Here is a 25810-nt window from a genome sequence, read left to right as displayed (position 1 = left end):
CTAGGCGGCCAGCTCTCCCACCAGCTTTTCCAGCTTCACCGCGTCGGCCGCGAACAGGCGGATGCCTTCGGCCAGCTTTTCGGTGGCCATCGCGTCCTCGTTCAGTTGCCAGCGGAACGCCGGCTCGTCGGCCACGACGCGCGCCACATTCGCTGCCTGCGCATGCTCTACCGACAGCTTGCGCTCGACCGTGCCGCGCCCAGCCGCCAACTGCTCGAGCAGCTCCGGGCTGATCGTCAGCAGGTCGCAGCCAGCCAGGGCCAGGATCTGGCCGGTGCCGCGGAAGCTCGCGCCCATCACCTCGGTCGCATGGCCGAAACTCTTGTAGTAGTCGTAGATCTGCCGCACCGAGCGCACGCCCGGGTCGTTGTCGCCGGCATTGGCGTCGGCGTCCCACTTGTCACCTGCCTGCTTCTTGTACCAGTCGAGGATACGGCCGACGAACGGGGAGATCAGCTGCGCGCCGGCCTCGGCACAGGCCACGGCCTGCACCAGTGAGAACAGCAGCGTCATATTGCAGCGGATGTTTTCGCGCTGGAGGATCTCGGCCGCCTTGATGCCTTCCCAGGTGGAGGCGATCTTGATCAGCACGCGCTCCCGCGCCACGCCGCGCTGCTCGTACAGCCCGATCAGGTGGCGCGCCTTGTCCACGGTGGCCTGGGTGTCGAACGAGAGCCGTGCATCGACCTCGGTGGACACGCGGCCCGGCACGATGGCCAGGATCTCGCAGCCAAAGGCGATCAGGAGCTGGTCCATCACGGCGTCCAGGCCCGCGTTGCCATGATGGTCGCGCACGGCCTGCTCGAGCAGGGGCCGATATTCGGCCTTCTGCACCGCCTTGAGAATCAGGGACGGATTGGTGGTCGCGTCCTGCGGCGTGTACTGCTTCATCAACTGGAAGTCGCCGGTATCGGCCACTACCGTGGTGAATTGTCTCAGTTGCTCTAGCTCGGTCATGATCTGTTCCATCCGGTTCCGTCAGTTGCCGCCCGCTTGGGAAGTCAGCATTCATTGTAACGGCGCTGGCACGGTTGGAAACAACGCCGTCACACGCCGATCCGCTACACTACGCGTTTCCCCCCAAGCAATCAGGCTGTTTTCACATGACGCAGGATGAACTCAAGGCGCTGGTGGCGCAAGCCGCCGCCGACTACGTGAAGCAGGAAGTGCCCCAGGGCGCCGTACTCGGCGTCGGCACCGGCTCCACCGCCAACCTCTTCATCGACGCCATCGCGGCGTTCAAGGAGCGCTTCTCGGGCGCGGTGTCCAGCTCGGAGGCTTCCACGCGACGCCTGCAGCAGCATGGCATCCAGGTGCTGGACCTGAACGAAGTGGACGAGATTCCCGTCTACGTGGACGGCGCCGACGAGATCGACGCCTCGGGCGCGATGATCAAGGGCGGCGGCGGCGCGCTGACGCGCGAGAAGATCGTGGCCGCCGTGGCCGGCCGCTTCGTCTGCATCGCCGATGGCAGCAAGCTCGTGGACACGCTCGGCGCGTTCCCGCTGCCGGTGGAGGTGATCCCAATGGCACGTGCAGCCGTGGCGCGCAAGCTGGCCGCGCTCGGTGGCCAGCCGCGCCTGCGCATGACCAAGGAAGGCGGCATCTACAAGACCGACAACGGCAACGTGATCCTCGACGTCTCGGCGCTGCGCATCACCCAGCCGAAGGACATCGAACAGCAGATCAATCAGATCCCGGGTGTGGTGACGGTGGGGCTGTTCGCGCTGCGTGGCGCGGACGTGCTGCTGCTGGGCACGGAGCAGGGTGTGCAGCGCACCGATTATTGACCGGAAGCGTGGCCCGGGCGGCCTAACCGGCCGCCCATGAAAAAGGGGTGCTTGATAAAGCACCCCTTTTCGTTTTTCCAGACTGGCGAATCAGTTCGCCGGCGGCACGTAGCCGGCGGCGGCATCGGCGCCTTCGCCGAAGAAGTACTTCTCGGTTTGCTTGAGCAGGTACTGGCGCGCGCGGGTGTCGGCCATGTTCAGACGATTCTCATTGATCAGCATGGTCTGATGCTTGAGCCAGCCGGCCCAGGCTTCCTTCGACACGCTTTGCCAGATCTTCTTGCCGAGTTCGCCCGGCAGCGGCGGGAAGTCGAGGCCTTCGGCTTCCTTGTTCAGCTTGATGCAATGGACCGTGCGGGCCATGTGAAACTCCTTGTTCGTGGCGCTTTTGTGGTGCGAGGGGACGCCGATTCGTGATGCCGGTTCTGGGCGGCTGCGTGGCCGCTATTGTAGCCAAGCCCGGCCAAGGCTGGGCTTGGCCCTGCCGGCGTTACAGTTTCTTCATGAGCACCATCGATTTGCGCTGCCAGTTATAGAGCTTGCGCTTGTCTTCCGGCAGGTCGTCCACGGTGGCGTGGACGAAGCCGCGCTTCAGGAACCAGTGCTCGGTGCGCGTGGTGAGCACGAACAGCCGGTCCAGCCCCAGCGCGCGGGCGCGGCGCTCGATGCGCTTGAGCAGCCGCTCGCCGTCGCCAGTGCCCTGGGCCTCGGACGAGACCGTCAGGCAGGCCATCTCGCCCATGTTCTCGCGCGGGAATTCGTAGAGCGCGGCGCAGCCGAACAGCACGCCATCGTGCTCGATCACCGAGAAATTGCCGATATCCCGCTCGATCAGGTGACGTCCACGTGGCACGAGCGTGCCATCGGCCTCGAGCGGTGCAATCAGTTGCAGGATGCCGCCCACGTCATCGAGCGTGGCTTCCCGCAGGCTTTCCAGGTCGGTGTCGGACACCATGGTGCCTACGCCATCGTGCAGGAAGAGCTCGAGCAGCACCGAGCCGTCGAGCGAATAGGGGATCAAGTGCGCGCGGGGCACGCCGCCCTTGAGCGCCTTGACCAGATGTTCCAGGTAATAGGCCACGTCCGGCGGCAGGTGGTTGTTCTGCAACCGTTCCACGGCCGTGCGCAGCGACATTTCCTTCATCAGCTTGCCCACCGGGTCCGGCACGCCGGGCACTTCGGTGATGTAGATCAGCTTGTCGGCCTTCAGCGCGCTGGCGGTGGCGCTGGCCACGTCTTCCATCGACAGGTTGAACGCCTGCCCGGTGGGCGAAAAGCCCAGCGGCGACAGCAGCACCACCTTGCCGTGCGAGAGCGACATGTGCATCGAGTCGTTGTCGATCTTGCGCACCAGCCCGGTGTGCTGGTAATCGACCCCGTTGACGATGCCCACCGGCCGCGCGGTGATGAAGTTGCCGGAGACCACCGACAGCTGCGCGCCAGCCATCGGCGTGTTCGGCAAGCCCTGGCTGAAGGCGGCCTCGATGTCCAGGCGCAGCTCGCCGGCCGCCTCCTTGGCGCATTCGAGCGCGGCGTTGTCGGTAATGCGCACGCCGTCCGCGTACTGGGATTCCACATGGCGCAATGCCAACTGCTCCTCCACCTGCGGGCGGGAGCCGAAGACCAGCACGATCTGCATGCCCATGGCGTGCAGCAGGGCCACGTCGTTGACGAGCGCGTTGAGCACGCCGGCCTTGACCAGCTCGCCGCTGAAGGCGATCACGAAGGTCTTGCCGCGGAAGGCGTGGATATAAGGCGCGACGGCGCGCAGCCAATCCACGAACTGCTGGTGGTCCGGCCCGCTGGCCTCGGCCAACTCGGCGGCGGCCGTGGCGGACGGGATCGGCGTGGCGGGTTCGGCGACGGGGAGGGGGGCTGCGCTCAGGGCAGCGGGGGCGTCTTCGTCGGGGGCGACAGGGGCCGGAGCAGGCGCCTGCGCATTGGAGGTTCTGGCGTTCATGCCGCGGATTATAATCCCGGCCAATGTCAGCACAACGCCCCGTCAAACCTGTTTCCCGGCCGCCACGCCCGCCCCGTCCATCACGTGAGGCGCGCCCGGCGGGCCAGCCTCCCGAGCAGCGGCCCCAGGAGTCTTCCGAACAGCGGCGCGAGCCGCGGCCGGAGCGCGCGCCGCGCCCGCCGCGCGACGCCCAGACCCCTCGAGAGCCGCGCGAGCCGCGCCAGCCGCGCCCCGTGCGCCCGGTCCGCATGGCTAATCCGCTGCCCGAGATCACCTTTCCCGAAGCGCTGCCGGTTTCCGCGCGCCGGGACGAGATCGCCGCCGCGCTGCAGGCCAACCAGGTGGTGATCGTGTCCGGCGAGACCGGCTCCGGCAAGACCACCCAACTGCCCAAGATCGCGCTGTCGATCGGCCGTGGCCCGGCGCGGGAAGGCAAGGAAGGCGGCGGCCTGATCGGCCACACCCAGCCCAGGCGGATCGCCGCCACGTCCACGGCCAAGCGCATCGCCCAGGAACTGGGCACGCCGCTGGGCCAGAACGTCGGCTATCAGGTGCGGTTCAACGACACGATGTCCGCCGGCGCCTCTGTCAAGCTGATGACGGACGGCATCCTGCTGGCCGAGACGCAGAACGACCCGTTGCTGCGTGCCTACGACACGATCATCATCGATGAGGCGCACGAGCGTAGCCTCAACATCGACTTCCTGATCGGCTACCTGCGCCAGATCCTGCCCAAGCGGCCGGACCTGAAGGTCATCATCACGTCCGCGACGATCGACGCCCAGCGGTTCGCCGAGCACTTCGCCCGTAACGGCAAGCCGGCGCCGGTGATCGAGGTCAGCGGGCGGCTGTATCCCGTGGAAGTGCGATATCGGCCGATCCAGTCCGATGCGCCGCCCGACGCCGCGCCGAAATCCGCCCAGGCCCGCGAGCGCGACCTGTACGACGGCATTGTCGAGGCCGTGGACGAACTGTGCCGGCTCGGCCCCGGCGACGTTCTCGTCTTTCTGCCAGGCGAGCGCGAGATCCGCGAGGCCGCCGAGGCGCTGCGCAAGCACCATCCTCCGCATACCGAGATCCTGCCGCTGTTCGCGCGGCTCTCGGTGCAGGAGCAGGAGCGCGTGTTCAAGCCATCGAACGCGCGGCGGATCGTGCTGGCGACCAACGTGGCCGAGACCTCGCTGACCGTGCCGGGCATCCGCTATGTGGTGGATACGGGGCTTGCGCGCGTCAAGCGCTACTCGTACCGCAACAAGGTGGAGCAGTTGCAGATCGAGGCGATTTCGCAGGCCGCCGCCAACCAGCGCGCGGGCCGGTGCGGCCGGGTAGCCGATGGCGTTTGCATCCGTCTATACGAGGAATCCGATTTCATCGCCCGTACGCGCTTCACCGACCCGGAAATCCTGCGTTCGTCGCTGGCGGCGGTGATTCTGCGCATGAAGGCGCTGCGGCTGACCGACATCGAGTCGTTCCCGTTCATCGAGCCGCCGCTGGGCCGGGCGGTTGCCGATGGCTACCAGCTCCTGCAGGAACTGGGCGCCGTGGACGAGGCCAACCAGCTTACTGGCACTGGCCGTCAACTGGCCAAGCTGCCGCTGGACCCGCGCGTGGCGCGCATGATCCTGGCCGCGCGCGAGCAGCAGTGCCTGCGCGAGGTGCTGATCATCGCCAGCGCGCTGTCCGTGCAGGATCCGCGCGACCGTCCGCAGGAGGCGCAGGAAGCCGCCGACCAGGCCCATCGCAAGTTCATGGACGAAAAGTCCGAGTTCCTGGGGTGGGTCAAGCTGTGGAAGTGGTTCGAGGAGGCAGTGGCCCACAAGAAGACCAACCGGCAGCTGCAGGACCAGTGCCGCGCCAACTTCCTCTCGCACGTGCGGCTGCGCGAGTGGCGAGATGTGCACTCGCAACTTCTGACGACGGTGACCGAGCAGGGCTGGCGCCTGAATGAGACGGAACCGACGTTCGAGCAAGTCCACAAGGCGCTGCTGACCGGGCTGCTCGGGAACGTCGGCCTGAAGCTGGACGAGGCCGACGGGCGCGGGCGCGAGTACCTGGGCGCGCGCGGCATCAAGTTCCACCTGTGGCCGGGCTCGCTGATCGCGCGCAAGGTGGGCCGCTGGATCATCGCCGCTGAACTGGTCGAGACGAGCCGGCTGTTCGCACGCACGCTGGCGCGGATCGAGCCGGAATGGATCGAGCAGGTGGGCAGCCATCTGCTGAAGGTGAGCTGGAGCGACCCGCACTGGGAAAAGAAGGCCGGCCAGGTGCTGGCGATGGAGCGCGGCACGCTGTACGGCCTGCCCATCTACCAGCATCGGCGCGTGCACTACGGGCCGATGAACCCGGCCGAGGCGCGCGAGCTGTTCATCCGCCGCGCGCTGGTGGAGGGCGAATTCGACACGAAATTGCCGTTTTACGCCCACAACCAGCGGCTGCGGCGCGAAATTGAGAATCTGGAGCACAAGTCGCGCCGGCAGGACGTGCTGGTGGACGACGAGCTGATCTACGCCTTCTATGACCGGGCGATCCCGGCGGACACCCATAACCAGACCAGCTTCGAGACGTGGTACCAGGCGGAGAGCGCGAAGGATCGCAAGCTGCTGTACCTGAACCGCGACGAACTGATGCGGCACGAAGCGGCCGGCATCACGACCGACCTGTTCCCGAAGCTGCTGCCGATTGCCGGCGTGGACATGGGGTTGTCGTACCACTTCGAGCCCGGCAGCCACCGCGACGGCGTGACGCTGACCGTGCCGCTGTACGCGCTGAACCAGGTGCGGCCCGAGCGCACCGAATGGCTGGTGCCCGGCATGATCAAGGAGAAGGTGCACCTGCTGCTGAAGTCCTTGCCGCAGAAGCTGCGCCGCCACTGCGTGCCGCTGCCCGAGTACGCGGGCGGGTTTGTCGACCGCCAGCCGTTCGGCGAGGGCGAGTTGATCGACGTGCTGATTGCCGACATCCGCGAGCAGACCGGCACGATGGTGCGCCGCGCAGACTTCAAGCAGGAGACCCTGCCGGCCCACCATGCGATGAACTTCAAGGTCATCGACGAACATGGCCGACAGCTCGAAATGGGGCGGAATCTGGCGCAATTGCGAGCCGAGTTCGGCGGACAGGCGCAGCAGTCGTTCCAGAACATTGCCGCCCGCGACGTGCCCGCGGCCGAGGCCGGCCAGTACGAAAACCTGACGTCCTGGTCGTTCGGCGAACTGCCCGAACTGCTGGAAATCCGCAAGGGCAACCAGACCCTGTTCGGCTATCCGGCCCTTGTGGATCATGGCGACCATTGCGAGGTGGAGGTCTTTGACGACCCGCAGGAGGCGGCACGCATCCACCATACGGGGCTGCGCCGACTGTTCGCGATCCAGCTCCGCGAGCCGGTGAAGTTCATCGAGAAGAACATCCCGAATCTTCAGCAAATGGCGATGCAGTACATGACCCTGGGCACGCAGGAGGAACTGCGCAACCAGATCGTGATGGTCACGCTGGAGCGCGCCTGCATGCAGCCGCCGCTGCCGCGCAACGAGGCCGAGTTCAACGCCCGCAAGGACGAGGGGCGCGCGCGGCTGTCGCTGCTGGCGCAGGAGATGGCGCGGCTGGTGGGCGCGATCCTGGCCGAGTACGCGGGACTTCCGCGCAAGCTGCTCCAGGCCAAGCCGTTCGGCTCCGCCCACCAGGACATGGAGGCGCAACTGGCGCGGCTGATGACAAAGTCGTTCGTGATCGATACGCCATACACGCAGCTCGTGCACTTCCCGCGCTATCTCAAGGGGATGGCGATGCGCGTGGACAAGCTCAAGGGCGACCCCGGCCGCGACAGCCAGCGCACCCAGGAGATGACACCGCTGGTGCAACAGTGGCAGCGCGCCGAGAAACAGCTCCGCACGCAGGGCAGGGGGGCCGAAGATGCCCGATTGGACGAATTCCGATGGATGCTTGAGGAGCTGCGCATCGCGCTGTTCGCGCAGGAGCTGCGCACGCCGGTGCCGATGTCGGTCAAGCGGTTGCAGAAGGTGTGGGAGTCCATGCAGCGCTGACGCGGAGTTCGTGTGGAAAACCACGATTTGTGTCGGAATGCCCGGCGAAAGATAAATTCGCGCAAACGGTCAGCGTAACCCCCGGCTCAAACGTTAGAATGCCCGATTCCTCATGGTTGACGGTCTTATGCTCTCGTTGCGTCGTGTTGTGTCTAGCGTGGTGTCGGTCGGCGCGCTGGCATTGGCAGTGGTGTCCGCCCCCGCGCAAGCGGAGGTTGTGACGATCCTTAATTCGGGTGATGCAACCGTCACCCTGATCGACAAGGACACGCAGAAGGTGCTGGAAACCTTCCCCGTCGGCAAGGAACCGCACCACCTGATTGCCACGCCTGACGACAAGTCGCTGATCGTGGCCAACGCGGTCGGCAACGACCTGGTGTTCCTGGATCCGGTGACCGGCAAGGTGCAGCAGCGCGTACCGAACATCGACGATCCGTACCAGATCGGCTTCTCGCCGGACCAGAAATGGTTCGTGACGACGGGCAACCGGCTCGACCGCGTGGACGTCTACCGCTGGGACGGCCACCAGCTCAAGATCGCCAAGCAATTCCCGCTGCCCAAGACGCCCAGCCATATCGCGTTCACGGCGGACAGCAAGATCGCCTTCATCACCCTGCAGGACAGCGATCAGATCGCCGCGATCGACCTCAATTCGCTGACCGTGCTCTGGACCATGGACGCCGGCTCGGCGCCGGCCGGGATCTGGGTGACGCCGGACCAGAAATACCTGCTGGTGGGCATGACCGGCGCCGACTATGTGGCCGTGATCGACTGGCGCACGCGCACCGTGGTCAAGCAGATCCAGACCGGCAAGGGCGCGCACAATTTCCGCGCGGTGGGCGACAAGCGTCATCTGTTCCTGACCAACCGCGTCTCGGGGTCCATCAGCATCATTGACCAGCAGACGCTGTCCAAAGTTGGCGATATCACCGGCCTGCTGCCGGGGCCTGACGACATGGAGTTGACCGCCGATGGCAAGACACTCTGGGTGACGTTCCGCTGGGCGCGTTCGGTGGGGCTGATCGACGTGGCGAGCCGCAAGCTGGTCAAGACCATCCGCGTGGGCAAGTCGCCACACGGTATCTACTTCCGCACGCGGGCGCCGCTCTACTGAGGCAGGGTTCGACATGGCTCGGCTGCTGATTCGTATTCTTGCCATGCTGGCCGCGATGCTGGCGCTGGCCGGTGCTGCCTCGGCGGCGGACGCCGCCGCCAGTTGCCGTGCCGGTACGCTGTACCTGACCTTCGACACCGGCAGCATGAGCCAGGCGGAACTGATCGCCCGCACGCTGCGCCGGCATCATATCCGCGCCACGTTCTTCCTGGCCAGCGAGCCGACCGTCAATCATGACAACTCGCTGGACCCGACCTGGGCTCCTTACTGGAAAGCGTTGGCCGCCGATGGGCACGTGTTCGGTTCCCATACGTTCGATCACGTCTACCTGCGCGGGGTGCACGGGGACAAGGTGACGATGCGTCCGCAGTTTGGCGCGCAGGGCGGCAAGGACGTCGCGATGACTGCCGACGCCTTCTGCACGGAACTGCGCCGCAGCGCCCAGGCATTCCGGTCGATGACTGGCCAGCCGATGGCGCCGATCTGGCGCGCGCCGGGCGGCCGCACCGCCCCGCAGACGCTGGCCTGGGCCGAGCAATGCGGCTTCAAGCACGTGGGCTGGGCGCCGGCCGGCTTCCTCGGCGACGAACTGTCTTCCGAGAAATTTCCGAACCGGGCTTTGCTGGACCGCGCGCTGCGCGACCTCCGGGATGGCGATATTACGATGGCGCACCTCGGCATCTGGTCGCGCAAGGACCCCTGGGCACCGGGCGTGCTCGAACCGCTGCTGACCGGCCTCGAACAGAAGGGCTTCTGCTTCGCCACGCTGCGCGAGCATCCCCGCTACAAGGATTGGTTCCAGCAGCACGGGGCGGAGGGCCGGCGGTAATGTGGGACGCGTTCACGAACTGGATCAGCCTCTGGGTAGGCCAGGTGGAAGCCACGGTATTCCAGGGCGTGGTGCTGCCGGTGGTCTACCACCTCGGCTTCGGCGGCTATGCCGAGGACGCCTTCACAGGCACCGAATGGTTGCTAGTGGGTGTGGTGCAGATCGCAGTGATGGTGCTGATCCTCGGCCCGTTGGAGAAATTGCGACCCGTGGAGCCGGTGACGGACCGCGCCGCCGTGCGCACGGACATGCTCTATACGATGATCCATCGCCTGGGCCTGTTCCGGCTCGCGATGTTCTTCGTGCTGGCGCCGCTGATGGATGGCCTCGAAGGCCATCTGCGCCTGCTGGGCTGGCAGCGGATCAACGTGGAGGACTGGTGGCCCGGCGTGACGTCGATCCCGCTGGTCAGCTTCTTCGTCTACCTGCTGCTGTTCGATCTGCTCGACTATTGGTATCACCGGTTTTCGCATACCTATCGCTGGTGGTGGAGCCTGCACGCCACGCACCACAGCCAGCGCCAGATGACGCTCTGGAGCGACAATCGCAACCATCTTCTGGACGATATGCTACGTGACGCAGTTTTTGCGACCGTGGCGCTGGCGGTTGGCGTGGAGCCGTCGCAGTACGTGCTGCTGGTGGCGCTTTCGCAACTGCTGCAAAGCCTCCAGCACGCCAACCTGCGACTGCATTTCGGCTGGCTCGGGGAGCGGCTGCTGGTTTCGCCGCGCTTCCATCGCACGCACCACGCGGTGGGGCTCGGCCACGAGCAGCAGGCGGCGGGCAAGCCGGTGCGGCTTGGCGGCTGCAACTACGGCGTGATCTTTCCGTGGTGGGACATGTTGTTCCGCACCGCCCGGTTCGTCGAGGCCTACCATCCGACGGGCATCCGGGACCAGCTTCCGCCGCCCACCGGCCACGGCCGCGACTACGGCGCGGGATTCCTGTCCCAGCAGTGGCTGGGCCTGAAGCGGCTGCTACGGCTCCGCTGACCGGGAATGTCGTCGGCGTGGGATCTTTTCGGCCTGTGCTAGGCTCTGAAGGTTTTCCCGACCGCTTTCCTGCATGAACGATATCTTTCGCTCGTTTGGCCGTGCCCTGATCAGCCAGTTGCATCCGCGCATGCTGATGCTGACGCTGGTGCCATTCGTCCTCGCCACCGTGCTATGGGGCGGCCTGATCTGGTGGGGCTGGGACCCGATCATGGGCGGCGCTCGCGCCATCCTCGAGGGCTCCGTTTTCACGAGCTGGATCTACTCCGCGCTGGACTGGCTCGGTCTGCAGTCGCTGCGCACCGTGGTGGCGCCGCTGTTCGTGCTGACGCTGGCTGTGCCGCTGGTGATCGCGTCGATGCTGATCTTCATCAGCCTGTTCTCGGTGCCGGCCGTGGTGAAGCACCTGGACCGCAGCTATCCGGGGCTGGTCAAGGCGCGCGGCGGCAGCGTCGCCGGCAGCGTGTTCCAGGCGCTCAGCAACACCGTGGTGTTCCTGTTGCTGGTGCTCGTGACGATGCCGCTATGGTTGATTCCGCCGTTCTTCGCGCTGATTCCGCCCGTGCTGTGGGGCTGGCTCACCTACCGCGTGATGACCTACGACGCCCTGGCCGAACACGCCACGGCCGAGGAGCGCAAGACGCTGATGAAGCGCCATCGCACCTCGCTGCTGATGATCGGCGTGGCCGTGGGCCTGCTTGGCTCCGCGCCGACCTTGCTGTGGGTCTGGTCGGCTGTCATCATCTTCCTGTTTCCGGTGGTGCTGGCCGGCACGCTGTGGCTGTACGTGCTGATCTTTATCTTCTCGGCGCTCTGGTTCGGCCATTTCTGCCTCCGGGCATTGGCTGAATTGCGCGCCGAGCGCGACGCCGCGGCACCCCCGCCGCCGCCCGCCACCGACGTGATCGACCTGGCGCCGGGCGACGTGCGCCGCATTGAACAATCTTGAGCGAGGAACACCATGGGTTTCGGTTTGATTGTCATCGGCGATGAGATCCTGTCCGGGCGGCGCGAGGACAAGCACATGCGCCGGACCATCGAACTGCTGGGCGCACGCGGCCTGGCGCTGGACTGGGCCGAGTACGTGGGCGACGAGCGCGAGCGCATCACCGCCACGCTGCGCCGCACGCTGGCCGGGCCGGACGTGGTCTTTTGCACGGGCGGCATCGGCGCCACGCCGGACGACCACACGCGTCAGTGCGCGGCCGCCGCGCTGGGCGTGGAGCTGGCGCTGCACCCCGAGGCGCGCGAGCAGATTGCGCTACGCATCGCCGAGACCGCCAATGGCGACCCGGTCAAGGCTGACCTGAACCTGCCTGATAACCAGCATCGCTTCAAGATGGGCGAGTTTCCAGTCGGAGCGCGCATCATCCCCAACAGTTACAACCGCATTCCGGGCTTCTCGGTGGCCGACCACCATTTCATGCCGGGCTTTCCGGTCATGGCATGGCCGATGATGGAATGGGTGCTCGACCACTATTACACCCACCTGTTCCACCTGGAGGTAGCGCAGTCGCGCGCCTTCTATGTGTTCGAGGCGCCCGAGTCGACCCTGACACCGCTGATGGAGCAGGTGGAGGCCGCATTCGCCGGCATCCGCGTATTCAGCCTGCCATCCGTGGGCGACGTGAGCCGGGGCGACCGCTTCGCGCGGCGCCATATCGATCTTGGGGTGAAGGGACCGGCGGAACAGGTCCTGCCAGCCTATGCGATGCTGCTCGAAGGCGTCCGCGCCATGGGGTACGAGATCGTCGAGCAGTAGGTGAGGGTGGGGGGCTGTGCCAATCCTGTGCCAACCTTGACACAGGTCGAAAAAGCGCGCGCCGACGCGTGATAGCTTGATGGGCTTTGTTCAGCCTGCGCTGCCTCGTCAGCGCTCACACATGAAACCAGTTCTCCGGGCGTTCGGCCGCGCGTTGCTGTGCGTTCTGCATCCGCGCATGCTGATACATGCCATCTTGCCGCTCATCCTGATCCCGATGTTCTGGGCCGGCATCCTTTGGTGGGCATGGGATCCTGTCACCCAGGCATTCAATAGGTTTCTCGACGCTACCCAGATGTTTGCCTGGCTGAGTGGGACTTCCCCTTGGAGTTGGCTGGCCGGGTTGGGGCCGTACGTGGCGCCGGTGCTTGTCGTGATGGCGCTGTGCCCGTTGATTGTTGTGTCGATGCTGATCTATATCAGCGTATTCTTCGAGTCGACAGTGGCTGGACACGTGGCGCGCGGCTATCCGGGACTTCGCCGTGCCCAGGGCGGTTCGCTAATGGGCGGCCTGCGGGAGTTGATCGTGAGCACTGGGGTGTTCCTGGTGCTCACCATGCTGACGCTGCCGTTGGCGTACCTGCCGGTGATTGGTTTTGTCACACCGTCACTGCTGTCCGGCTGGCTGATGTACCGTGTGATGACCTACGACGCGCTGGAAGATCACGCCACGGTGGAAGAGCGCAAAACGCTGATGAAGCGCCATCGCACATCGTTGATGGGAATCGGCGTGCTCAGCGGCTTTCTCGGCTGGCTGGCCAACCTCGTCTGGGTCTGGGCAATCGTAATGGTTGTACTGCTACCCCTGGCGCTGTTGTGCGTCATGTGGGTCTATATGATGATTTTGATCTTTGCGGTGCCCTGGTACGGCCACTTTTGCCTACAGGCGCTGGCCGACCTGCGCGCGGAGCGGGCAACCCCGCTCCCACACGCCATGGACGGGCGTTAGCTGATGGCTCCCCTTACGCCCCGTGCCACGGCAGGTTGCGCTTGCACCAGCCTTCCACGGTCTTGCGGTGGTATTCCTCGTCGCGGGGGCCTTCGAAGCCTTCCAGCACATCCATGGCACAGGTGTAGCCGGCCTCAGTGGCCAGACGGGCCGCGTGCTTCGAGCGCGCAGCGCTACGGCACAGGAACAGCACCGGCGCATCGGTCGGCACGCGGGCCTTGAGTTCCTCGACGAAATTCGGGTTCTGCTTGCCGCCGGGATAGCTGTTCCATTCCACATGGGCGAATTGCTCGTCCGGCAGGTTCACGCCACCTACCCAATCCAGTTCTGCCTGCGTGCGCACGTCCACGAGCACGGCCTTCGGGTCGGCCTGCAGCAGGTCATAGGCTTGCTGTGGGTCCAGCGCGCCGAAGTACGCAAGCTGGTTCTGTTGCTGGCGCGCGTGCGCCGCCTGGAGGAGGTCGTCTCGGGTGGTCATCTTCTGTGACGGAGTCAATAAGAGAAGCGGGAGTAAAGCGGGGTTCGCTGTGCCGGGGCAACAGCGTGACCCGGGATCGGGCACGGCGCTGGGATGTCGCCGCGTTCGGCGCTATTCTAGCGTGCAGCCACGGCCATCCCCCGAAAATCCGCCTGCGCGGCGCATGCCCATCTTCGGTGCGTATTCTGGTGCATAGGCACTAAAATGGTGCTTTTCCTTGAATCGCGCACCGAGATGGTGTTTGATGAAGTCGCCGCGGAGCGGTGCGCAAGTGGATCGTTCGCCGCGTCGGCATGTTCAGCTTGGGTTGTATGCAATCCGCGGCCCCCGCCACGGTGCGGCGTGACCGATCACTGCACATTTTTCGGGATGGCGAGGGCAAATGAGGGCGTCGGTTGGCATGCTTTCTGCTAACATTCCTCGTCCCTTTTGGGGCGGTTCCCGCGAGGGTTTTCCGGGGCCGGACCCAACAATGGCTTTCCCAGACTCAGCCCGAATTTCCAGGAGATAGGCATGGCCCACAGCGTTGCAGATGTGATGAAGCTCGTGAAGGAAAACGACGTCAAATTCGTCGATTTCCGTTTCACGGATACCAAAGGCAAGGAGCAACACGTGTCTGTGCCCGTGTCGCACTTCGACGACGACAAGTTCGAGAGCGGCCACGCCTTCGACGGTTCCTCGATCGCCGGCTGGAAGGGTATCGAAGCTTCGGACATGCTGCTGATGCCGGATTCGAACACGGCCCACATCGACCCATTCTACGAAGAGCCGACGCTGGTGCTGACCTGCGACGTGATCGAGCCGTCGGACGGCAAAGGTTACGACCGCGACCCGCGTTCCATCGCCAAGCGTGCCGAAGCCTACCTGAAGAGCACCGGCCTGGGCGACACCGCCTTCTTCGGTCCGGAACCCGAATTCTTCATTTTCGACGGCGTGACCTGGAACGTCGACATGCAGGGTTGCTCGGTGAAGATTCACTCCGAGGAAGCCCCGTGGTCGTCGGGCAAGGAATTCGAGCACGGCAACAGCGGTCATCGTCCGGGCAAGAAGGGCGGCTACTTCCCGGTTGCCCCGATCGACACGTTCCAGGACATCCGTTCGGAAATGTGCCTGATCCTCGAATCGCTCGGCATTCCCGTTGAAGTCCACCACCACGAAGTGGCTGGCCAGGGCCAGAACGAAATCGGCACGCGTTTCAGCACGCTGGTGCAACGCGCCGACTGGACCCAGCTCCAGAAGTACGTGATCCAGAACGTGGCGCACACCTACGGCAAGACGGCAACGTTCATGCCGAAGCCGGTGGTTGGCGACAACGGCTCGGGCATGCACGTGCACCAGTCCGTGTGGAAGGACGGTCAGAACCTGTTCGCAGGCAACGGCTACGCCGGCCTGTCGGAATTCGCGCTGTACTACATTGGCGGCATCATCAAGCACGCCCGTGCCCTGAACGCGCTGACCAACCCGGGCACGAACTCGTACAAGCGTCTGGTGCCGGGCTTCGAAGCCCCGGTGAAGCTGGCCTACTCGGCCCGCAACCGTTCGGCCTCGATCCGCATTCCGTACGTGGCGAACCCGAAGGGCCGCCGCATCGAAACGCGCTTCCCGGATCCGCTGATGAACCCGTACCTGGGCTTCTCGGCGCTGCTGATGGCCGGCCTGGACGGCGTGATGAACAAGATCCACCCGGGCGAAGCTGCCGACAAGAACCTGTACGACCTGCCGCCGGAAGAGGATGCAAAGATCCCGACCGTCTGCTCGAGCCTCGACCAGGCCCTGGAATACCTCGACAACGACCGTGAGTTCCTGACCCGCGGCGGTGTGTTCTCCAACTCCATGCTCGATGCCTACATCGAACTGAAGATGGAAGAAGTCACGCGTTTCCGCATGACGACGCACCCGATCGAGTTCGAGATGTACTACTCGCTGTAATCGCGTCCGGTTGCCAGGTTGTCACCGGGCAACAGTTGCACCAGGAAGGGGCGGCTTCGGCTGTCCCTTTTTGTTTTGCGAGCGGGTTGATCGCTAGAATGGGGCTCCTTCCCTAACCTTCATGCCGATGTTCATGAACGCGATGTCAAATAAGGTCACGCGCAGCCGCCAAGGCGGACTGTCGCACCAGGGTTCATACCGGATGACGCACCAGATCCGGGTGGGTTTCCCCATTCTGGTGATGGCCATGGCGCTGGGGCTCGGCGCCTGGAGCCGGCCCGCGCCGGCGCAGTCGTCGGATGTCTATATGTGCAAGGGCCCCAACGGCGTGCCCGAGTACCGCAACGGCAATCCGGGCGGCAGCAAGGACTGCAAGAAGCTGAACCTGCCTGACGTGATCACGGTGCCGGGTTCGCGCACTGCCAGCTCGGGCGGTGGCAAGGCGGCGGCGCCTTCGGCGTCCCCGGCGGCTTTCCCGCGCGTGGACAGCGCCACCCAGAAGAACCGCGACAGCGAGCGCCGCGCGGTGCTGGAGCAGGAACTCCAGAGCGAAGAAGCCAAGCTGGCCGGGCTGCGCGCCGAGTACAACAATGGCGAGCCCGAGCGCCAGGGCAACGAGCGCAACTATCAGAAATATCTCGATCGCACGGCACGCCTGCGCGACGACGTCGCACGTAGCGAAGCTAACGCCGCCTCCTTGCGCCGTGAGCTATCGAACCTTAAGGAATAGTGAAATGGCCATGGGTCGCCTGATTCGCGGAGTGTCGCGCAAAGTCACCGGAGCAGACCGCAAGGCGGAAGCCGAGGTCCTGCCGTTGGGCGACGCGGCGTTCCACCCCGGCCTGGACGTGGTGGCCAACCCGGTGCTGCTGGTGCGCCAGCCCGGGCTGCAGGTGGTTTACGCGAATCCGGCCGCCGAGGCCAGCTTCGCGTTGTCCCGCCGGGCGATGGTGGAACTGACGCTGCCGGACTTGTTCGGCCAGATCGACGAGCTGGACAGCATGATCGAGACGGTGATCGCGCGGCAGATCGATGTGCGGCGCCAGGATCTCGTGCTGCGCCCGCCGCTGCAGGAGCCGATGCATGCCCATGTCGTAATCGGGGCGATCGAAGGCCATGCCAATACGGTCCTGGTTGAGATCCTTCTGAACGAGCAGAAGGTACGCAGCGACCGCGAGGAGCGCATCCTCGACCTGACGTCGGCCAACAAGGAACTGATCCGCAACCTGGCCCACGAGATCAAGAATCCGCTCGGGGGCATCCGTGGCGCGGCCCAGTTGCTTGAGTTCGAGCTGCCCGAACGGTCCTTGCGCGAGTACACCCAAGTCATCATCAAGGAGTCGGACCGCCTGCAGACGCTGGTGGACCGGCTGCTGGAGCCGCACCGGCACCCGCACATCGTCTCGGACCTCAATATCCACGAGGTGCTGGAGCGCGTGCGCTCGGTGGTGCTGGCCGAATTCCCGAACGGGCTGGAGATTGTGCGCGACTACGACGCGAGCCTGCCCGACCTGCGCGGCGACATGGAGCAACTGATCCAGGCCGTGCTGAACATCGTGCACAACGCTGCCCAGGCGTTGCACGAGCGCATCGCGCGCGGCGATGCGCAGATCGTATTGCGGACGCGGGTGGCACGGCAGGTGACGATTGCCAAGCGCTTGTTCAAGCTGGCATTGGACTTGCATGTCATCGATAACGGCCCGGGCATCCCCGAGGACATCCGCGAACGCATCTTCTATCCATTGGTATCGGGCAGGGACGGCGGCAGCGGACTCGGTCTCACACTCGCTCAAACCTTCGTGCAGCAGCACGAGGGCTTGATCGAATGCGAGAGCCGGCCGGGCTGTACCGACTTCCGTATCCTGCTGCCGCTGCACTGACCTCCCGCGCCTCTGACCGGCCCGGATGTGCGAGCGGCGCGGGACCTGCCTGAGAGGGAAGATGGCGGGACAACGGGAGACCACATGACACCGAGCAGACAAGCGACGCACATGAAGCCGATCTGGATAGTCGACGACGATCAATCAATCCGCTGGGTCCTCGAGAAGGCCCTTGCCCGTGAAAGCCTGCTCTCTCGCAGTTTTACCAATGTTCGCGACGTGCTCGCGGCGCTGGAGGATGACGAGCCGCAGGTCCTGATTTCCGATATCCGCATGCCTGGCGGCTCGGGCCTGGACCTGCTGCAGGCCATCAAGGCGCGGCACCCGGGCCTGCCGGTCATCGTCATGACCGCGTATTCCGACCTGGACAGCGCCGTGGCGGCGTTCCAGGGCGGCGCCTTCGAATACCTGGCCAAGCCGTTCGATGTCGACAAGGCCGTCGAGCTGATCCGGCGCGCGCTCGAAGAGAGCCTGCGCGAGGAGGAAATGGACGATCGGCTAGTCGACGCGCCTGAGATCCTGGGTCAGGCACCGGCGATGCAGGACGTGTTCCGCGCCATCGGCCGCCTGTCGCAGTCGAACGTGACGGTGATGATTACCGGCGAGTCCGGCACCGGCAAGGAACTCGTCGCACGGGCGCTGCACAAGCACAGCCCGCGCGCCAACGGGCCATTTATCGCGCTCAACACGGCGGCGATTCCGAAGGATCTGCTCGAATCCGAACTGTTCGGACATGAGCGCGGCGCGTTCACGGGTGCGCAGACGATGCGGCGTGGCCGCTTCGAGCAGGCCGAGGGCGGCACGCTGTTCCTCGATGAAATCGGCGATATGCCATTCGATCTGCAAACGCGGCTGTTGCGCGTGCTGTCGGACGGCAACTTCTATCGCGTGGGTGGCCACAACCCGTTGCGCGCCAATGTGCGCGTGATTGCGGCCACGCACCAGAACCTCGAGACGCGCGTGAAAGAGGGGCTGTTCCGCGAGGACTTGTTCCACCGCCTGAACGTGATTCGTCTGCGGCTGCCGCCGCTGCGCGAGCGGCCCGAGGACATCACGCTGCTGGCGCGCCACTTCCTGCAGAAGAGCGCCAAGGAGCTTGGCGTGGAACCCAAGCGCATGTCCGACGAGGCGCTGGCCTACGTCAGCACGCTGCCGTTCCCGGGCAACGTGAGACAGCTTGAGAATCTGTGTAACTGGCTGACCGTGATGGCGCCGGCGCAGACCATCGAAGTCAAGGATATGCCACGCGAGATGATCGGCACGCCCCAGTCGGAAAGCACCGGTTCGCCGATGCGCGCGCCGGGCAGCGAGTCGCGCATGACAGGTGGCGACTACGATGCGATCGAGACATCCGACTACGGCATGAACACCGCGGCAGGCGAGGGTGACACGATGGTCGCCACGCGCCCACCGATGACCGCCGCGGCGCCAGGCATGGCGTCCGCACCGGCCTTCGCGGGCAATGCGGTGTCGGCAAGCTGGGAGTCGCTGCTGGCCGGCGAGGCCAAGTCGATGCTGGAAGCGGGCCAGCCCGAGGTGATGGATGTGCTGACGCGGCGCTTCGAAAAAGCTGTGCTCGAAGCCGCGCTGGGCGTCACGCGCGGGCGCCGCGTGGAAGCCGCCACCCGGCTTGGGATTGGACGCAATACGATTACCCGCAAGCTGCAGGAGCTGGGATTCGATTGATGTCCAGGGGTTGAGACGATTCTCTGCTCTCCCGCTGCGGGGGAGCAGAGAACAAGAATCGTCTCAGCCGTTGCTACGTACCGCCAGCAGTCGCTCCGCCATCTCGGCGAAGCCTTCACCGCCGGCCGCCTCCGTGACGTAGGCGGGCGCCACCGGCAACTGATCCAGAATCTCCCGCACGTTCGCCACGCCCACCGACAACGGGAAGTGGCCGAACATCGCCGCGTCATTGGCCGAGTCGCCGATGAACAGCCATTCGTCGCGCGCGGCGTCGATGTCATCCCCCAGCAACTCCTGCACGCAAAGCCGGCTCATCGACAGCTTGTCATGGTCGCCGAACCAGCCGTTAACGTGGATCGAGCTGACCGTCGCCGTCATGCCGGCCTCGCGCATCATCGCGGCAATGCGGTCCACCGCCGGCTGGGGCAGGGGTGCCACGTCCTCGGCATGGTCGATGGCAAGGTCGGCCGCATGCCATGCCTGGTCCGATGCCAGCGCGCAGCCAGGCACCTCGCGCACGATCCGCTCGCCCAGCGCGTGGATCTTCTCAAGATTCCCGGCGCGCGTCGGCGCATCGTCGAGGAAGCGTGTGATCAGCTTGTTGTCGCGCAAATGTGAGAAGAAGGCGCCATTTTCGCCGATGATGGCATCTACCGGCCAGAGTCTGACGAGGATCTCCGCCCAGGCGATGCAGCGTCCTGTGACGGGTACGACATGCAGCCCAGCCCGGGCCAGCCGGTCCAGTGCGAGATAGGTGGGGGCAGGCAGCCGGCCATCGGTCGTCAGGGTGCCGTCGATGTCGGTCAGGATGCCGCGCACGCGCCGGAGGGCGGCGTCCGGCAAGGTGGCGAAGGGTTTCATCGTGCTCATGGGCGAGGATTGTACGCAAACGTCCGCCGGTGCGGCGCGCCCGGTTGTGTGACATCAATGTGTCGTCAAAATGCAGCAATATTCTCACCGCAAGGCGGGTTTGCCCGGTTTGCGGCGAGGTGCGACGGGCGTAACATCCCGCTGTCACAAAAAATGCATACAGTCGGGCGCTTTTTCTTGTTTCTTGCCCGATTTGCCCGACTGATAACAGCCTCAGGAGAGAAGTCCATGTCCTTTCCACGCACCGCCCTAAAATTCGCTGCCGTCGCCGCCCTGGCCATGGCCGGCACCGCCCACGCCGCGGTCGAGATCCAGTGGTGGCACGCCATGCAGGGCGCGCTGAACGACAAGGTCAACGAGATCGCCAACAAGTTCAACGCGAGCCAGACCGACTACAAGATCGTGCCTGTTAACAAGGGCAACTACGACGAAACCATGGCGGCCGGCATTGCCGCCTTCCGCGCGGGCGGCGCTCCGGCGATCCTGCAGGTGTTCGAAGTGGGCACGGCCACGATGATGAGTGCCAAAGGCGCGATCAAGCCGGTCTCCACGGTGATGAAGGATGCGGGCGAGAAGTTCGACCAGAAGGCCTACATCCCCGCCGTGGCCGGTTACTACACCTCGTCGAAGGGCGAGATGCTGTCGTTCCCGTTCAACAGCTCGACCACCGTCTTCTATTACAACAAGGACGCCTTCAAGAAGGCGGGCCTCTCCGAGCCGCCCAAGACCTGGCCCGAAGTGATGCAATATTCGGCCAAGCTGAAGGCATCGGGCACGAACTGCGCCTATACCACCGACTGGCAGGGCTGGGTGCACCTGGAAAGCTTCTCGGCCTGGCATAACACGCTGTTCGCGACCAAGAACAACGGCTTCGGCGGCACCGACGCCCGCCTGGTCTTCAACAGCCCGCTGCACGTGAAGCACATCACCAATCTCCAGGAGATGGTGAAGAAGGGCTACTTCAGCTACGGCGGCCGCAAGGCAGAGTCGCAAGCCAAGTTCTTCAACGGCGAGTGCGCGATGTTCACGGGCTCGTCGGCATCGCTGGCCAACATTCGCAAGAACGCCAAGTTCCAGTTCGGCGTGTCGCAGTTGCCGTACTACCCGGACGTGCAGGGCGCCCCGCAGAACACGATCATCGGCGGCGCGTCGCTGTGGGTGATGGGTGGCAAGAAGGCCGAGGAATACAAGGGCGTAGCCAAGTTCTTCACGTTCCTGTCGCAGCCTGAGATCCAGTCGGACTGGCACCAGGCCACCGGCTACCTGCCGGTGACGATGGCCGCCTACGATCTGACCAGGAAATCGGGTTACTACGACAAGAACCCGGGCGCCGATGTGTCCGTGCAGCAAATGGTCGTGAAGACCACGGACAAGTCGCGCGGTGTGCGCCTGGGCAACCTGGTGCAGATCCGTACCGTGGTGGACGAGGAACTGGAAGCCGTCTGGGCCGGCAAGAAGGAGCCGAAGGCTGCGCTGGACACGGCGGTGGCGCGCGGCAACGACCTGCTGGAGCGCTTCCAGAAGACTGCGAAAGAGTAAGTCAGGGGCGTCGCGAGGCCTGGCCGGTATGACCGGTCCGGGCTGAGGGCGCCAGACGTGCGGCAAGTGGGCGGCGGCGAAACCGTCGCCCGCTTGCGTTATGAAAAGGTTTGACGATGGAAAAACGCGTCGTTTTCCGGTCGCCGTGGCTGCCGTATCTGCTGGTGTTGCCGCAGATCGCCATCACGATGATCTTCTTTTTCTGGCCGGCCGGCCAGGCGCTGTGGCAGTCGCTGCTCCAGCAGGATGCCTTCGGCATCAATCTCGAATTCGTAGGGCTCGACAACTTCAGGACGCTGTGGGCAGACCCGCAGTATGTGGAGTCGTTCGAGGTCACGGCCATCTTCGCCATTGGTGTGACGGTGGTCGGCCTGTCGGTGGCGCTGCTGCTTGCCTACTTCGCCGACCGCGTGGTGCGCGTGGCCACGGGCTACAAGACCCTGCTGATCTGGCCGTATGCCGTGGCCCCGGCCGTGGCGGGCGTGCTCTGGATGTTCATGTTCAACCCGACGCTGGGCGTGGTGTCGTACGCGCTGCGCAAGGGCGGCGTGGACTGGAACTTCCTGCTCAATGGCAATCAGGCGCTGACGCTGGTGGTGCTGGCCGCCGCGTGGAAGCAGATCAGCTACAACTTCCTGTTCTTCCTGGCCGGGTTGCAGAGCATTCCACGCTCGCTGATCGAGGCGGCCGCCATCGATGGCGCCGGACCATGGCGGCGCTTCTGGTCCATCATATTTCCGCTACTTTCGCCGACCACGTTCTTCCTGCTGGTCATCAACGTGGTCTACGCATTCTTCGATACCTTCGCCATCATCGATGCCGTGACGCATGGCGGCCCGTTCAATTCGACGAACACGCTTGTGTACAAGGTGTTCCACGACGGCTTCCGCGGCATGGACATCGGCGGCTCGGCCGCGCAGTCCGTGGTGCTGATGGTGATCGTGATTGCGCTGACCGTGGTGCAGTTCCGGTTCGTGGAACGCAAGGTCCAGTACTGACACGAAAGGCGCCCAAAAATGGTAGAACGTCGTCCAATTCTTGATGTCATCACCCACGTGGTGCTGATCCTCGGCATCATCGTCGTGGCGTTTCCGGTGTACCTGACCTTCGTGGCGTCCACGCTGACGGCCGAACAGGTGCTCGATTCGCCCATGACGCTGATCCCCGGCAGCCACATGGTTGAGAACTTTCGCACCGTGCTGTTCAAGGGCGTGGGGGAGGCCGCCTCGCCGGTCGCCACCATGATGAAGAACAGCCTGATCATGGCGCTGGGCATCGCGCTCGGGAAGATCGCGATCTCGATCATCTCGGCCTTCGCCATCGTTTATTTCCGATTTCCGCTGCGCAAGACCTTCTTCTGGCTCATCTTCATCACGCTGATGCTGCCTGTGGAAGTGCGGATCCTGCCGACCTACAAGGTGGTGTCGGACCTCGGCCTGCTGGACAGCTACTTCGGCCTGACCATTCCGATCATCGCATCGGCCACGGCCACGTTCCTGTTCCGCCAGTTCTTCCTGACCATTCCCGATGAACTGGCCGAGGCCGCGCGCATCGATGGCGCCGGTCCGCTGCGCTTCTTCTGGGACGTGGTGCTGCCGCTCTCGCGCACCAGCATCGCGGCGCTGTTCGTAATCCAGTTCATCTATGGCTGGAATCAGTACCTGTGGCCGCTGCTGATTACTACGCAAAAATCGATGACGCCGGTGGTGGTTGGCGTGACGCAGATGATTTCGCGCTCGGGCGATGCCGCGACGGACTGGAATCTCGTGATGGCCACTGTGATGCTGGCGATGATCCCGCCTGCCGTGGTGGTGGTGCTGATGCAGAGGTGGTTCGTCAAGGGCCTGGTCGAAACAGAAAAGTAAGCGAAACAAGCGGATTACGAGAAAGCCATGGCAAAACTGTCACTTCGCAACGTTCAGAAAACCTACGCCGGCGGCACGCAGGTCGTGCACGGCATCGACATGGAAATCGCCGACGGCGAGTTCATCGTCATCGTCGGCCCCTCGGGCTGCGGCAAGTCCACGCTGCTGCGCATGGTCGCCGGGCTGGAAACCGTTACCGGCGGCGAGATCCATATTGGCGACAAGGTAGTCAACGACTTCGAGCCGGCCGAGCGCGACATCGCGATGGTGTTCCAGAACTACGCGCTCTACCCGCACATGACCGTGTACGACAACATGGCCTACGGCCTGCGGATTCGCGGCATGTCCAAGGCCGAGATCGACCAGCGCGTGAAGCACGCGGCGGGCATCCTGGAGCTGGGCGCGCTGCTCGAACGCAAGCCGCGCGCGCTCTCGGGCGGTCAGCGCCAGCGCGTGGCGATGGGGCGCGCCATCGTGCGCGAGCCGGCCGTGTTCCTGTTCGACGAGCCGCTGTCCAACCTCGATGCCAAGCTGCGCGTGCAGATGCGGCTCGAGCTGAAGGACCTGCATCGCCGCCTGGGCACCACCAGCCTGTACGTCACCCACGATCAGGTCGAGGCCATGACGCTGGCCGACCGCATGATGGTGCTGAACGGAGGCCGGGTGGAGCAGATCGGTACGCCGCTCGAGGTCTACTCGCGTCCGGCCAGCACCTTCGTGGCCGGCTTTATCGGCTCGCCGCCGATGAACCTCGTGCCCGTGGTGCGTACCAACGCCGCCCAGGGCGAGGCGCAGATGCGCGTGGTGCCGAAGGCGAATGGTGCCGGCGAAGGGCAGGGTGCGCCGGCCACGCTCGGCCATCTGCCGATGGGCCTGCACCTGCCCGAGCAGGCGTTGATGGGGCTGCGCCCCGAGCATATCGAGCCGTGCGCGGCCCACGACGCCATCGCGCATGTCGATGTGCGCGTGGTCGAGGCGCTCGGCGCCGATTCATTCGCCTATGGTTCGCTGGGCGGCCAGTTGATCGTGGTCCGGCTGGACAGCCACATGCCAGTGCGTGCCGGTGACCGTCTGCCGATCACGGCTTCGGCTGATCATCTGCACTTCTTCGACGCGACGTCGGGCAAGCGTATCGAGGCACTGGCATGAGTGCGTCAATCGTCACGTTTCCTGTGGTCGATGCAGCCAACTGGCCGTATCCGCGCCATATCGCGCACCGGGGTGCCGGCAAGCTCGCACCCGAGAACACGCTGGCCGCGTTCCGGCACGGGGCGTCGTTCGGCTACCGGATGTTCGAGTTCGACGTGAAGTTGTCGGCCGACGGCAAGCCGGTGCTGATGCACGATGCCACGCTGGACCGCACCACGTCCGGCAAGGGCCGCGTCGACGCTATGACGCTGGGCGAACTGGCCGCGCTGGACGCCGGAAGCTGGCATAGCCCGGCCTATGCCGGCGAACCGGTGCCGACCCTGGCGACGATCGCCCGCTACACGCGCGCCAATGGCTTCCACGTCAATATCGAGATCAAGCCGGTGCCTGGCACGGAATGGCGGACCGGCGCAGCAGTGGCGATTGATGCGCTTTCGCTCTGGCAGGGCGCCGACGTGCCGCCGCTGCTTTCGTCGTTTTCCGAGGAGGCGCTCGACGCCGCCCGCCAGGTGGCGCCCGGCCTGCCGCGCGCGCTACTGCTCGACAAGCTGCCCGCCGACTGGCCCGAACGCCTGCGCCGGCTGGGCTGCGTAGCCTTGGACGCCAACCATCGCGAGCTGGACGCGGCCGTCATCGCCCGCGCCCATGCGGACGGTTTTCAAGTGTTGTGCTACACGGTGAACGACGCGTCCCGGGCCGCCGAGCTATTGTCTTGGGGGCTGGACGGACTGATCACGGACGCGGTCGATCGGATCGAGCCGGCCGCCTGATGGCGTAGCACCGATGTGTGGCGGCAACGGTCATGATTTTGCATCACGAAAAGTCCCCACTGTCGTTGGGCAAACGTGCTATGCTTTTGCGAGTGAAGACTAAGGTCCTTCCCCGCACAACTTGCCCTTTCGGGCTGTCGGTGAGACCCCAGACAGACGGCACCTTCGCGGTGCCGTTCGTTCAAGGTAGCGCTGTCTGGCTCCCAAGAGT

At 64.9% G+C, this 25810-nt stretch carries 22 protein-coding genes; 17 read left to right on the top strand and 5 right to left on the bottom strand.

What is annotated here, in order from left to right; translation table 11 throughout:
• A complete protein-coding gene (tal, locus tag BM115_RS01055; RefSeq protein WP_092290827.1) occupies positions 1 to 957 on the bottom strand; it encodes a transaldolase in 957 nt (318 codons plus the stop codon).
• Between the two features lie 146 nt (positions 958 to 1103).
• Here tal and rpiA point away from each other — a divergent pair, with 146 nt between their 5' ends.
• Positions 1104 to 1790 carry a ribose-5-phosphate isomerase RpiA gene (rpiA, locus tag BM115_RS01050; RefSeq protein ID WP_092289661.1) on the top strand — a complete coding sequence of 229 codons (687 nt, stop codon included), beginning with the start codon at positions 1104 to 1106 and terminating at the stop codon, positions 1788 to 1790.
• A gap of 90 nt (positions 1791 to 1880) precedes the next feature.
• On the opposite strand, the gene BM115_RS01045 is transcribed toward rpiA, so the two are convergent.
• Both BM115_RS01045 and argA read right to left on the bottom strand, forming a co-directional pair.
• Entirely contained in the window at positions 1881 to 2153 is a 273-nt protein-coding gene (locus BM115_RS01045) for an oxidative damage protection protein (protein ID WP_092289659.1), read from the bottom strand.
• Between the two features lie 127 nt (positions 2154 to 2280).
• Positions 2281 to 3750 (bottom strand): amino-acid N-acetyltransferase, encoded by a 1470-nt coding sequence (argA, locus tag BM115_RS01040; RefSeq protein WP_092289657.1) that lies wholly within the window; start codon positions 3748 to 3750, stop codon positions 2281 to 2283.
• 23 nt (positions 3751 to 3773) lie between these two features.
• Here argA and hrpA point away from each other — a divergent pair, with 23 nt between their 5' ends.
• From hrpA to BM115_RS01005, 7 genes are all read left to right on the top strand, one after another.
• Positions 3774 to 7787 (top strand): ATP-dependent RNA helicase HrpA, encoded by a 4014-nt coding sequence (gene hrpA, locus BM115_RS01035; RefSeq protein WP_092289655.1) that lies wholly within the window; start codon positions 3774 to 3776, stop codon positions 7785 to 7787.
• A 127-nt stretch (positions 7788 to 7914) separates the two neighbouring features.
• Entirely contained in the window at positions 7915 to 8901 is a 987-nt protein-coding gene (locus BM115_RS01030; RefSeq protein ID WP_092289653.1) for a YVTN family beta-propeller repeat protein, read from the top strand.
• Between the two features lie 13 nt (positions 8902 to 8914).
• The gene (locus tag BM115_RS01025; RefSeq protein WP_092289651.1) at positions 8915 to 9730 is read left to right on the top strand and encodes a polysaccharide deacetylase family protein; all 816 of its coding nucleotides are present in this window, start codon (positions 8915 to 8917) and stop codon (positions 9728 to 9730) included.
• Positions 9730 to 10722 carry a sterol desaturase family protein gene (locus BM115_RS01020; protein ID WP_092289649.1) on the top strand — a complete coding sequence of 331 codons (993 nt, stop codon included), beginning with the start codon at positions 9730 to 9732 and terminating at the stop codon, positions 10720 to 10722. Before BM115_RS01025 ends, BM115_RS01020 begins: the two co-directional genes overlap by 1 nt.
• 73 nt (positions 10723 to 10795) lie before the next feature.
• Entirely contained in the window at positions 10796 to 11671 is an 876-nt protein-coding gene (locus tag BM115_RS01015; protein WP_092289647.1) for an EI24 domain-containing protein, read from the top strand.
• A gap of 12 nt (positions 11672 to 11683) precedes the next feature.
• Positions 11684 to 12484 carry a competence/damage-inducible protein A gene (locus BM115_RS01010; protein WP_092289645.1) on the top strand — a complete coding sequence of 267 codons (801 nt, stop codon included), beginning with the start codon at positions 11684 to 11686 and terminating at the stop codon, positions 12482 to 12484.
• A gap of 121 nt (positions 12485 to 12605) precedes the next feature.
• The gene (locus tag BM115_RS01005; protein WP_177219829.1) at positions 12606 to 13433 is read left to right on the top strand and encodes an EI24 domain-containing protein; all 828 of its coding nucleotides are present in this window, start codon (positions 12606 to 12608) and stop codon (positions 13431 to 13433) included.
• A gap of 13 nt (positions 13434 to 13446) precedes the next feature.
• On the opposite strand, the gene BM115_RS01000 is transcribed toward BM115_RS01005, so the two are convergent.
• Positions 13447 to 13911, bottom strand: a complete 465-nt coding sequence (locus tag BM115_RS01000; RefSeq protein WP_092289641.1) for a rhodanese-like domain-containing protein — start codon at positions 13909 to 13911, stop codon at positions 13447 to 13449.
• 513 nt (positions 13912 to 14424) lie between these two features.
• Between BM115_RS01000 and BM115_RS00995 the strand changes: the two genes are divergently transcribed.
• The 4 genes from BM115_RS00995 (at position 14425) to ntrC (ending at position 19406) form a co-directional block, all read left to right on the top strand.
• Complete coding sequence (locus BM115_RS00995) at positions 14425 to 15840, top strand: 3-hydroxylaminophenol mutase (protein WP_092289640.1); 1416 nt, start codon at positions 14425 to 14427, stop codon at positions 15838 to 15840.
• 202 nt (positions 15841 to 16042) lie between these two features.
• Positions 16043 to 16570 (top strand): DUF4124 domain-containing protein, encoded by a 528-nt coding sequence (locus tag BM115_RS00990; protein WP_092290825.1) that lies wholly within the window; start codon positions 16043 to 16045, stop codon positions 16568 to 16570.
• Positions 16571 to 16580: 10 nt separating this feature from the next.
• Complete coding sequence (glnL, locus tag BM115_RS00985) at positions 16581 to 17720, top strand: nitrogen regulation protein NR(II) (protein ID WP_092290823.1); 1140 nt, start codon at positions 16581 to 16583, stop codon at positions 17718 to 17720.
• A 111-nt stretch (positions 17721 to 17831) separates the two neighbouring features.
• Positions 17832 to 19406, top strand: a complete 1575-nt coding sequence (gene ntrC / locus BM115_RS00980; RefSeq protein ID WP_092289638.1) for a nitrogen regulation protein NR(I) — start codon at positions 17832 to 17834, stop codon at positions 19404 to 19406.
• A gap of 63 nt (positions 19407 to 19469) precedes the next feature.
• Here ntrC and BM115_RS00975 read toward each other — a convergent pair whose 3' ends face one another.
• Complete coding sequence (locus BM115_RS00975) at positions 19470 to 20267, bottom strand: HAD-IIB family hydrolase (RefSeq protein WP_092290821.1); 798 nt, start codon at positions 20265 to 20267, stop codon at positions 19470 to 19472.
• A 237-nt stretch (positions 20268 to 20504) separates the two neighbouring features.
• Here BM115_RS00975 and ugpB point away from each other — a divergent pair, with 237 nt between their 5' ends.
• The 5 genes from ugpB to ugpQ all read left to right on the top strand — a co-directional run bounded on the left by ugpB (position 20505) and on the right by ugpQ (position 25599).
• Complete coding sequence (ugpB, locus tag BM115_RS00970) at positions 20505 to 21815, top strand: sn-glycerol-3-phosphate ABC transporter substrate-binding protein UgpB (RefSeq protein WP_092289636.1); 1311 nt, start codon at positions 20505 to 20507, stop codon at positions 21813 to 21815.
• Positions 21816 to 21931: 116 nt separating this feature from the next.
• A complete protein-coding gene (ugpA, locus tag BM115_RS00965; protein WP_092289634.1) occupies positions 21932 to 22813 on the top strand; it encodes a sn-glycerol-3-phosphate ABC transporter permease UgpA in 882 nt (293 codons plus the stop codon).
• Positions 22814 to 22831: 18 nt separating this feature from the next.
• Positions 22832 to 23680, top strand: a complete 849-nt coding sequence (ugpE, locus tag BM115_RS00960) for a sn-glycerol-3-phosphate ABC transporter permease UgpE (protein ID WP_092289632.1) — start codon at positions 22832 to 22834, stop codon at positions 23678 to 23680.
• A 27-nt stretch (positions 23681 to 23707) separates the two neighbouring features.
• Positions 23708 to 24829 (top strand): sn-glycerol-3-phosphate import ATP-binding protein UgpC, encoded by a 1122-nt coding sequence (locus BM115_RS00955; protein WP_092289630.1) that lies wholly within the window; start codon positions 23708 to 23710, stop codon positions 24827 to 24829.
• Entirely contained in the window at positions 24826 to 25599 is a 774-nt protein-coding gene (gene ugpQ, locus BM115_RS00950; RefSeq protein ID WP_092289628.1) for a glycerophosphodiester phosphodiesterase, read from the top strand. Before BM115_RS00955 ends, ugpQ begins: the two co-directional genes overlap by 4 nt.
• Positions 25600 to 25810: the final 211 nt, after the last annotated feature.

This window comes from Cupriavidus sp. OV096 (genome assembly GCF_900115455.1).
Taxonomy (GTDB): Bacteria; Pseudomonadota; Gammaproteobacteria; order Burkholderiales; family Burkholderiaceae; genus Cupriavidus.
The sequence above is the reverse complement of the archived record's forward strand: the minus strand, read 5'-3'. Positions and strand labels throughout refer to the sequence as shown.

Excerpts from the sequence above, each read along its gene's own strand:
- ugpB (WP_092289636.1), top strand. The coding sequence starts at position 20,505 with ATGTCCTTTCCACGCACCGCCCTAAAATTCGCTGCCGTCGCCGCCCTG.
- ugpE (WP_092289632.1), top strand. The coding sequence starts at position 22,832 with ATGGTAGAACGTCGTCCAATTCTTGATGTCATCACCCACGTGGTGCTG.
- argA (WP_092289657.1), bottom strand. The coding sequence starts at position 3,750 with ATGAACGCCAGAACCTCCAATGCGCAGGCGCCTGCTCCGGCCCCTGTC.
- BM115_RS01000 (WP_092289641.1), bottom strand. The coding sequence starts at position 13,911 with ATGACCACCCGAGACGACCTCCTCCAGGCGGCGCACGCGCGCCAGCAA.
- glnL (WP_092290823.1), top strand. The coding sequence starts at position 16,581 with ATGGGTCGCCTGATTCGCGGAGTGTCGCGCAAAGTCACCGGAGCAGAC.
- BM115_RS01010 (WP_092289645.1), top strand. The coding sequence starts at position 11,684 with ATGGGTTTCGGTTTGATTGTCATCGGCGATGAGATCCTGTCCGGGCGG.
- BM115_RS01030 (WP_092289653.1), top strand. The coding sequence starts at position 7,915 with ATGCTCTCGTTGCGTCGTGTTGTGTCTAGCGTGGTGTCGGTCGGCGCG.
- BM115_RS01025 (WP_092289651.1), top strand. The coding sequence starts at position 8,915 with ATGGCTCGGCTGCTGATTCGTATTCTTGCCATGCTGGCCGCGATGCTG.
- BM115_RS00995 (WP_092289640.1), top strand. The coding sequence starts at position 14,425 with ATGGCCCACAGCGTTGCAGATGTGATGAAGCTCGTGAAGGAAAACGAC.
- BM115_RS01045 (WP_092289659.1), bottom strand. The coding sequence starts at position 2,153 with ATGGCCCGCACGGTCCATTGCATCAAGCTGAACAAGGAAGCCGAAGGC.
- BM115_RS01005 (WP_177219829.1), top strand. The coding sequence starts at position 12,606 with ATGAAACCAGTTCTCCGGGCGTTCGGCCGCGCGTTGCTGTGCGTTCTG.
- ugpQ (WP_092289628.1), top strand. The coding sequence starts at position 24,826 with ATGAGTGCGTCAATCGTCACGTTTCCTGTGGTCGATGCAGCCAACTGG.
- tal (WP_092290827.1), bottom strand. The coding sequence starts at position 957 with ATGACCGAGCTAGAGCAACTGAGACAATTCACCACGGTAGTGGCCGAT.
- BM115_RS01015 (WP_092289647.1), top strand. The coding sequence starts at position 10,796 with ATGAACGATATCTTTCGCTCGTTTGGCCGTGCCCTGATCAGCCAGTTG.
- ntrC (WP_092289638.1), top strand. The coding sequence starts at position 17,832 with ATGAAGCCGATCTGGATAGTCGACGACGATCAATCAATCCGCTGGGTC.
- rpiA (WP_092289661.1), top strand. The coding sequence starts at position 1,104 with ATGACGCAGGATGAACTCAAGGCGCTGGTGGCGCAAGCCGCCGCCGAC.
- BM115_RS01020 (WP_092289649.1), top strand. The coding sequence starts at position 9,730 with ATGTGGGACGCGTTCACGAACTGGATCAGCCTCTGGGTAGGCCAGGTG.
- ugpA (WP_092289634.1), top strand. The coding sequence starts at position 21,932 with ATGGAAAAACGCGTCGTTTTCCGGTCGCCGTGGCTGCCGTATCTGCTG.
- BM115_RS00975 (WP_092290821.1), bottom strand. The coding sequence starts at position 20,267 with ATGAAACCCTTCGCCACCTTGCCGGACGCCGCCCTCCGGCGCGTGCGC.
- BM115_RS00955 (WP_092289630.1), top strand. The coding sequence starts at position 23,708 with ATGGCAAAACTGTCACTTCGCAACGTTCAGAAAACCTACGCCGGCGGC.
- hrpA (WP_092289655.1), top strand. The coding sequence starts at position 3,774 with ATGTCAGCACAACGCCCCGTCAAACCTGTTTCCCGGCCGCCACGCCCG.
- BM115_RS00990 (WP_092290825.1), top strand. The coding sequence starts at position 16,043 with ATGACGCACCAGATCCGGGTGGGTTTCCCCATTCTGGTGATGGCCATG.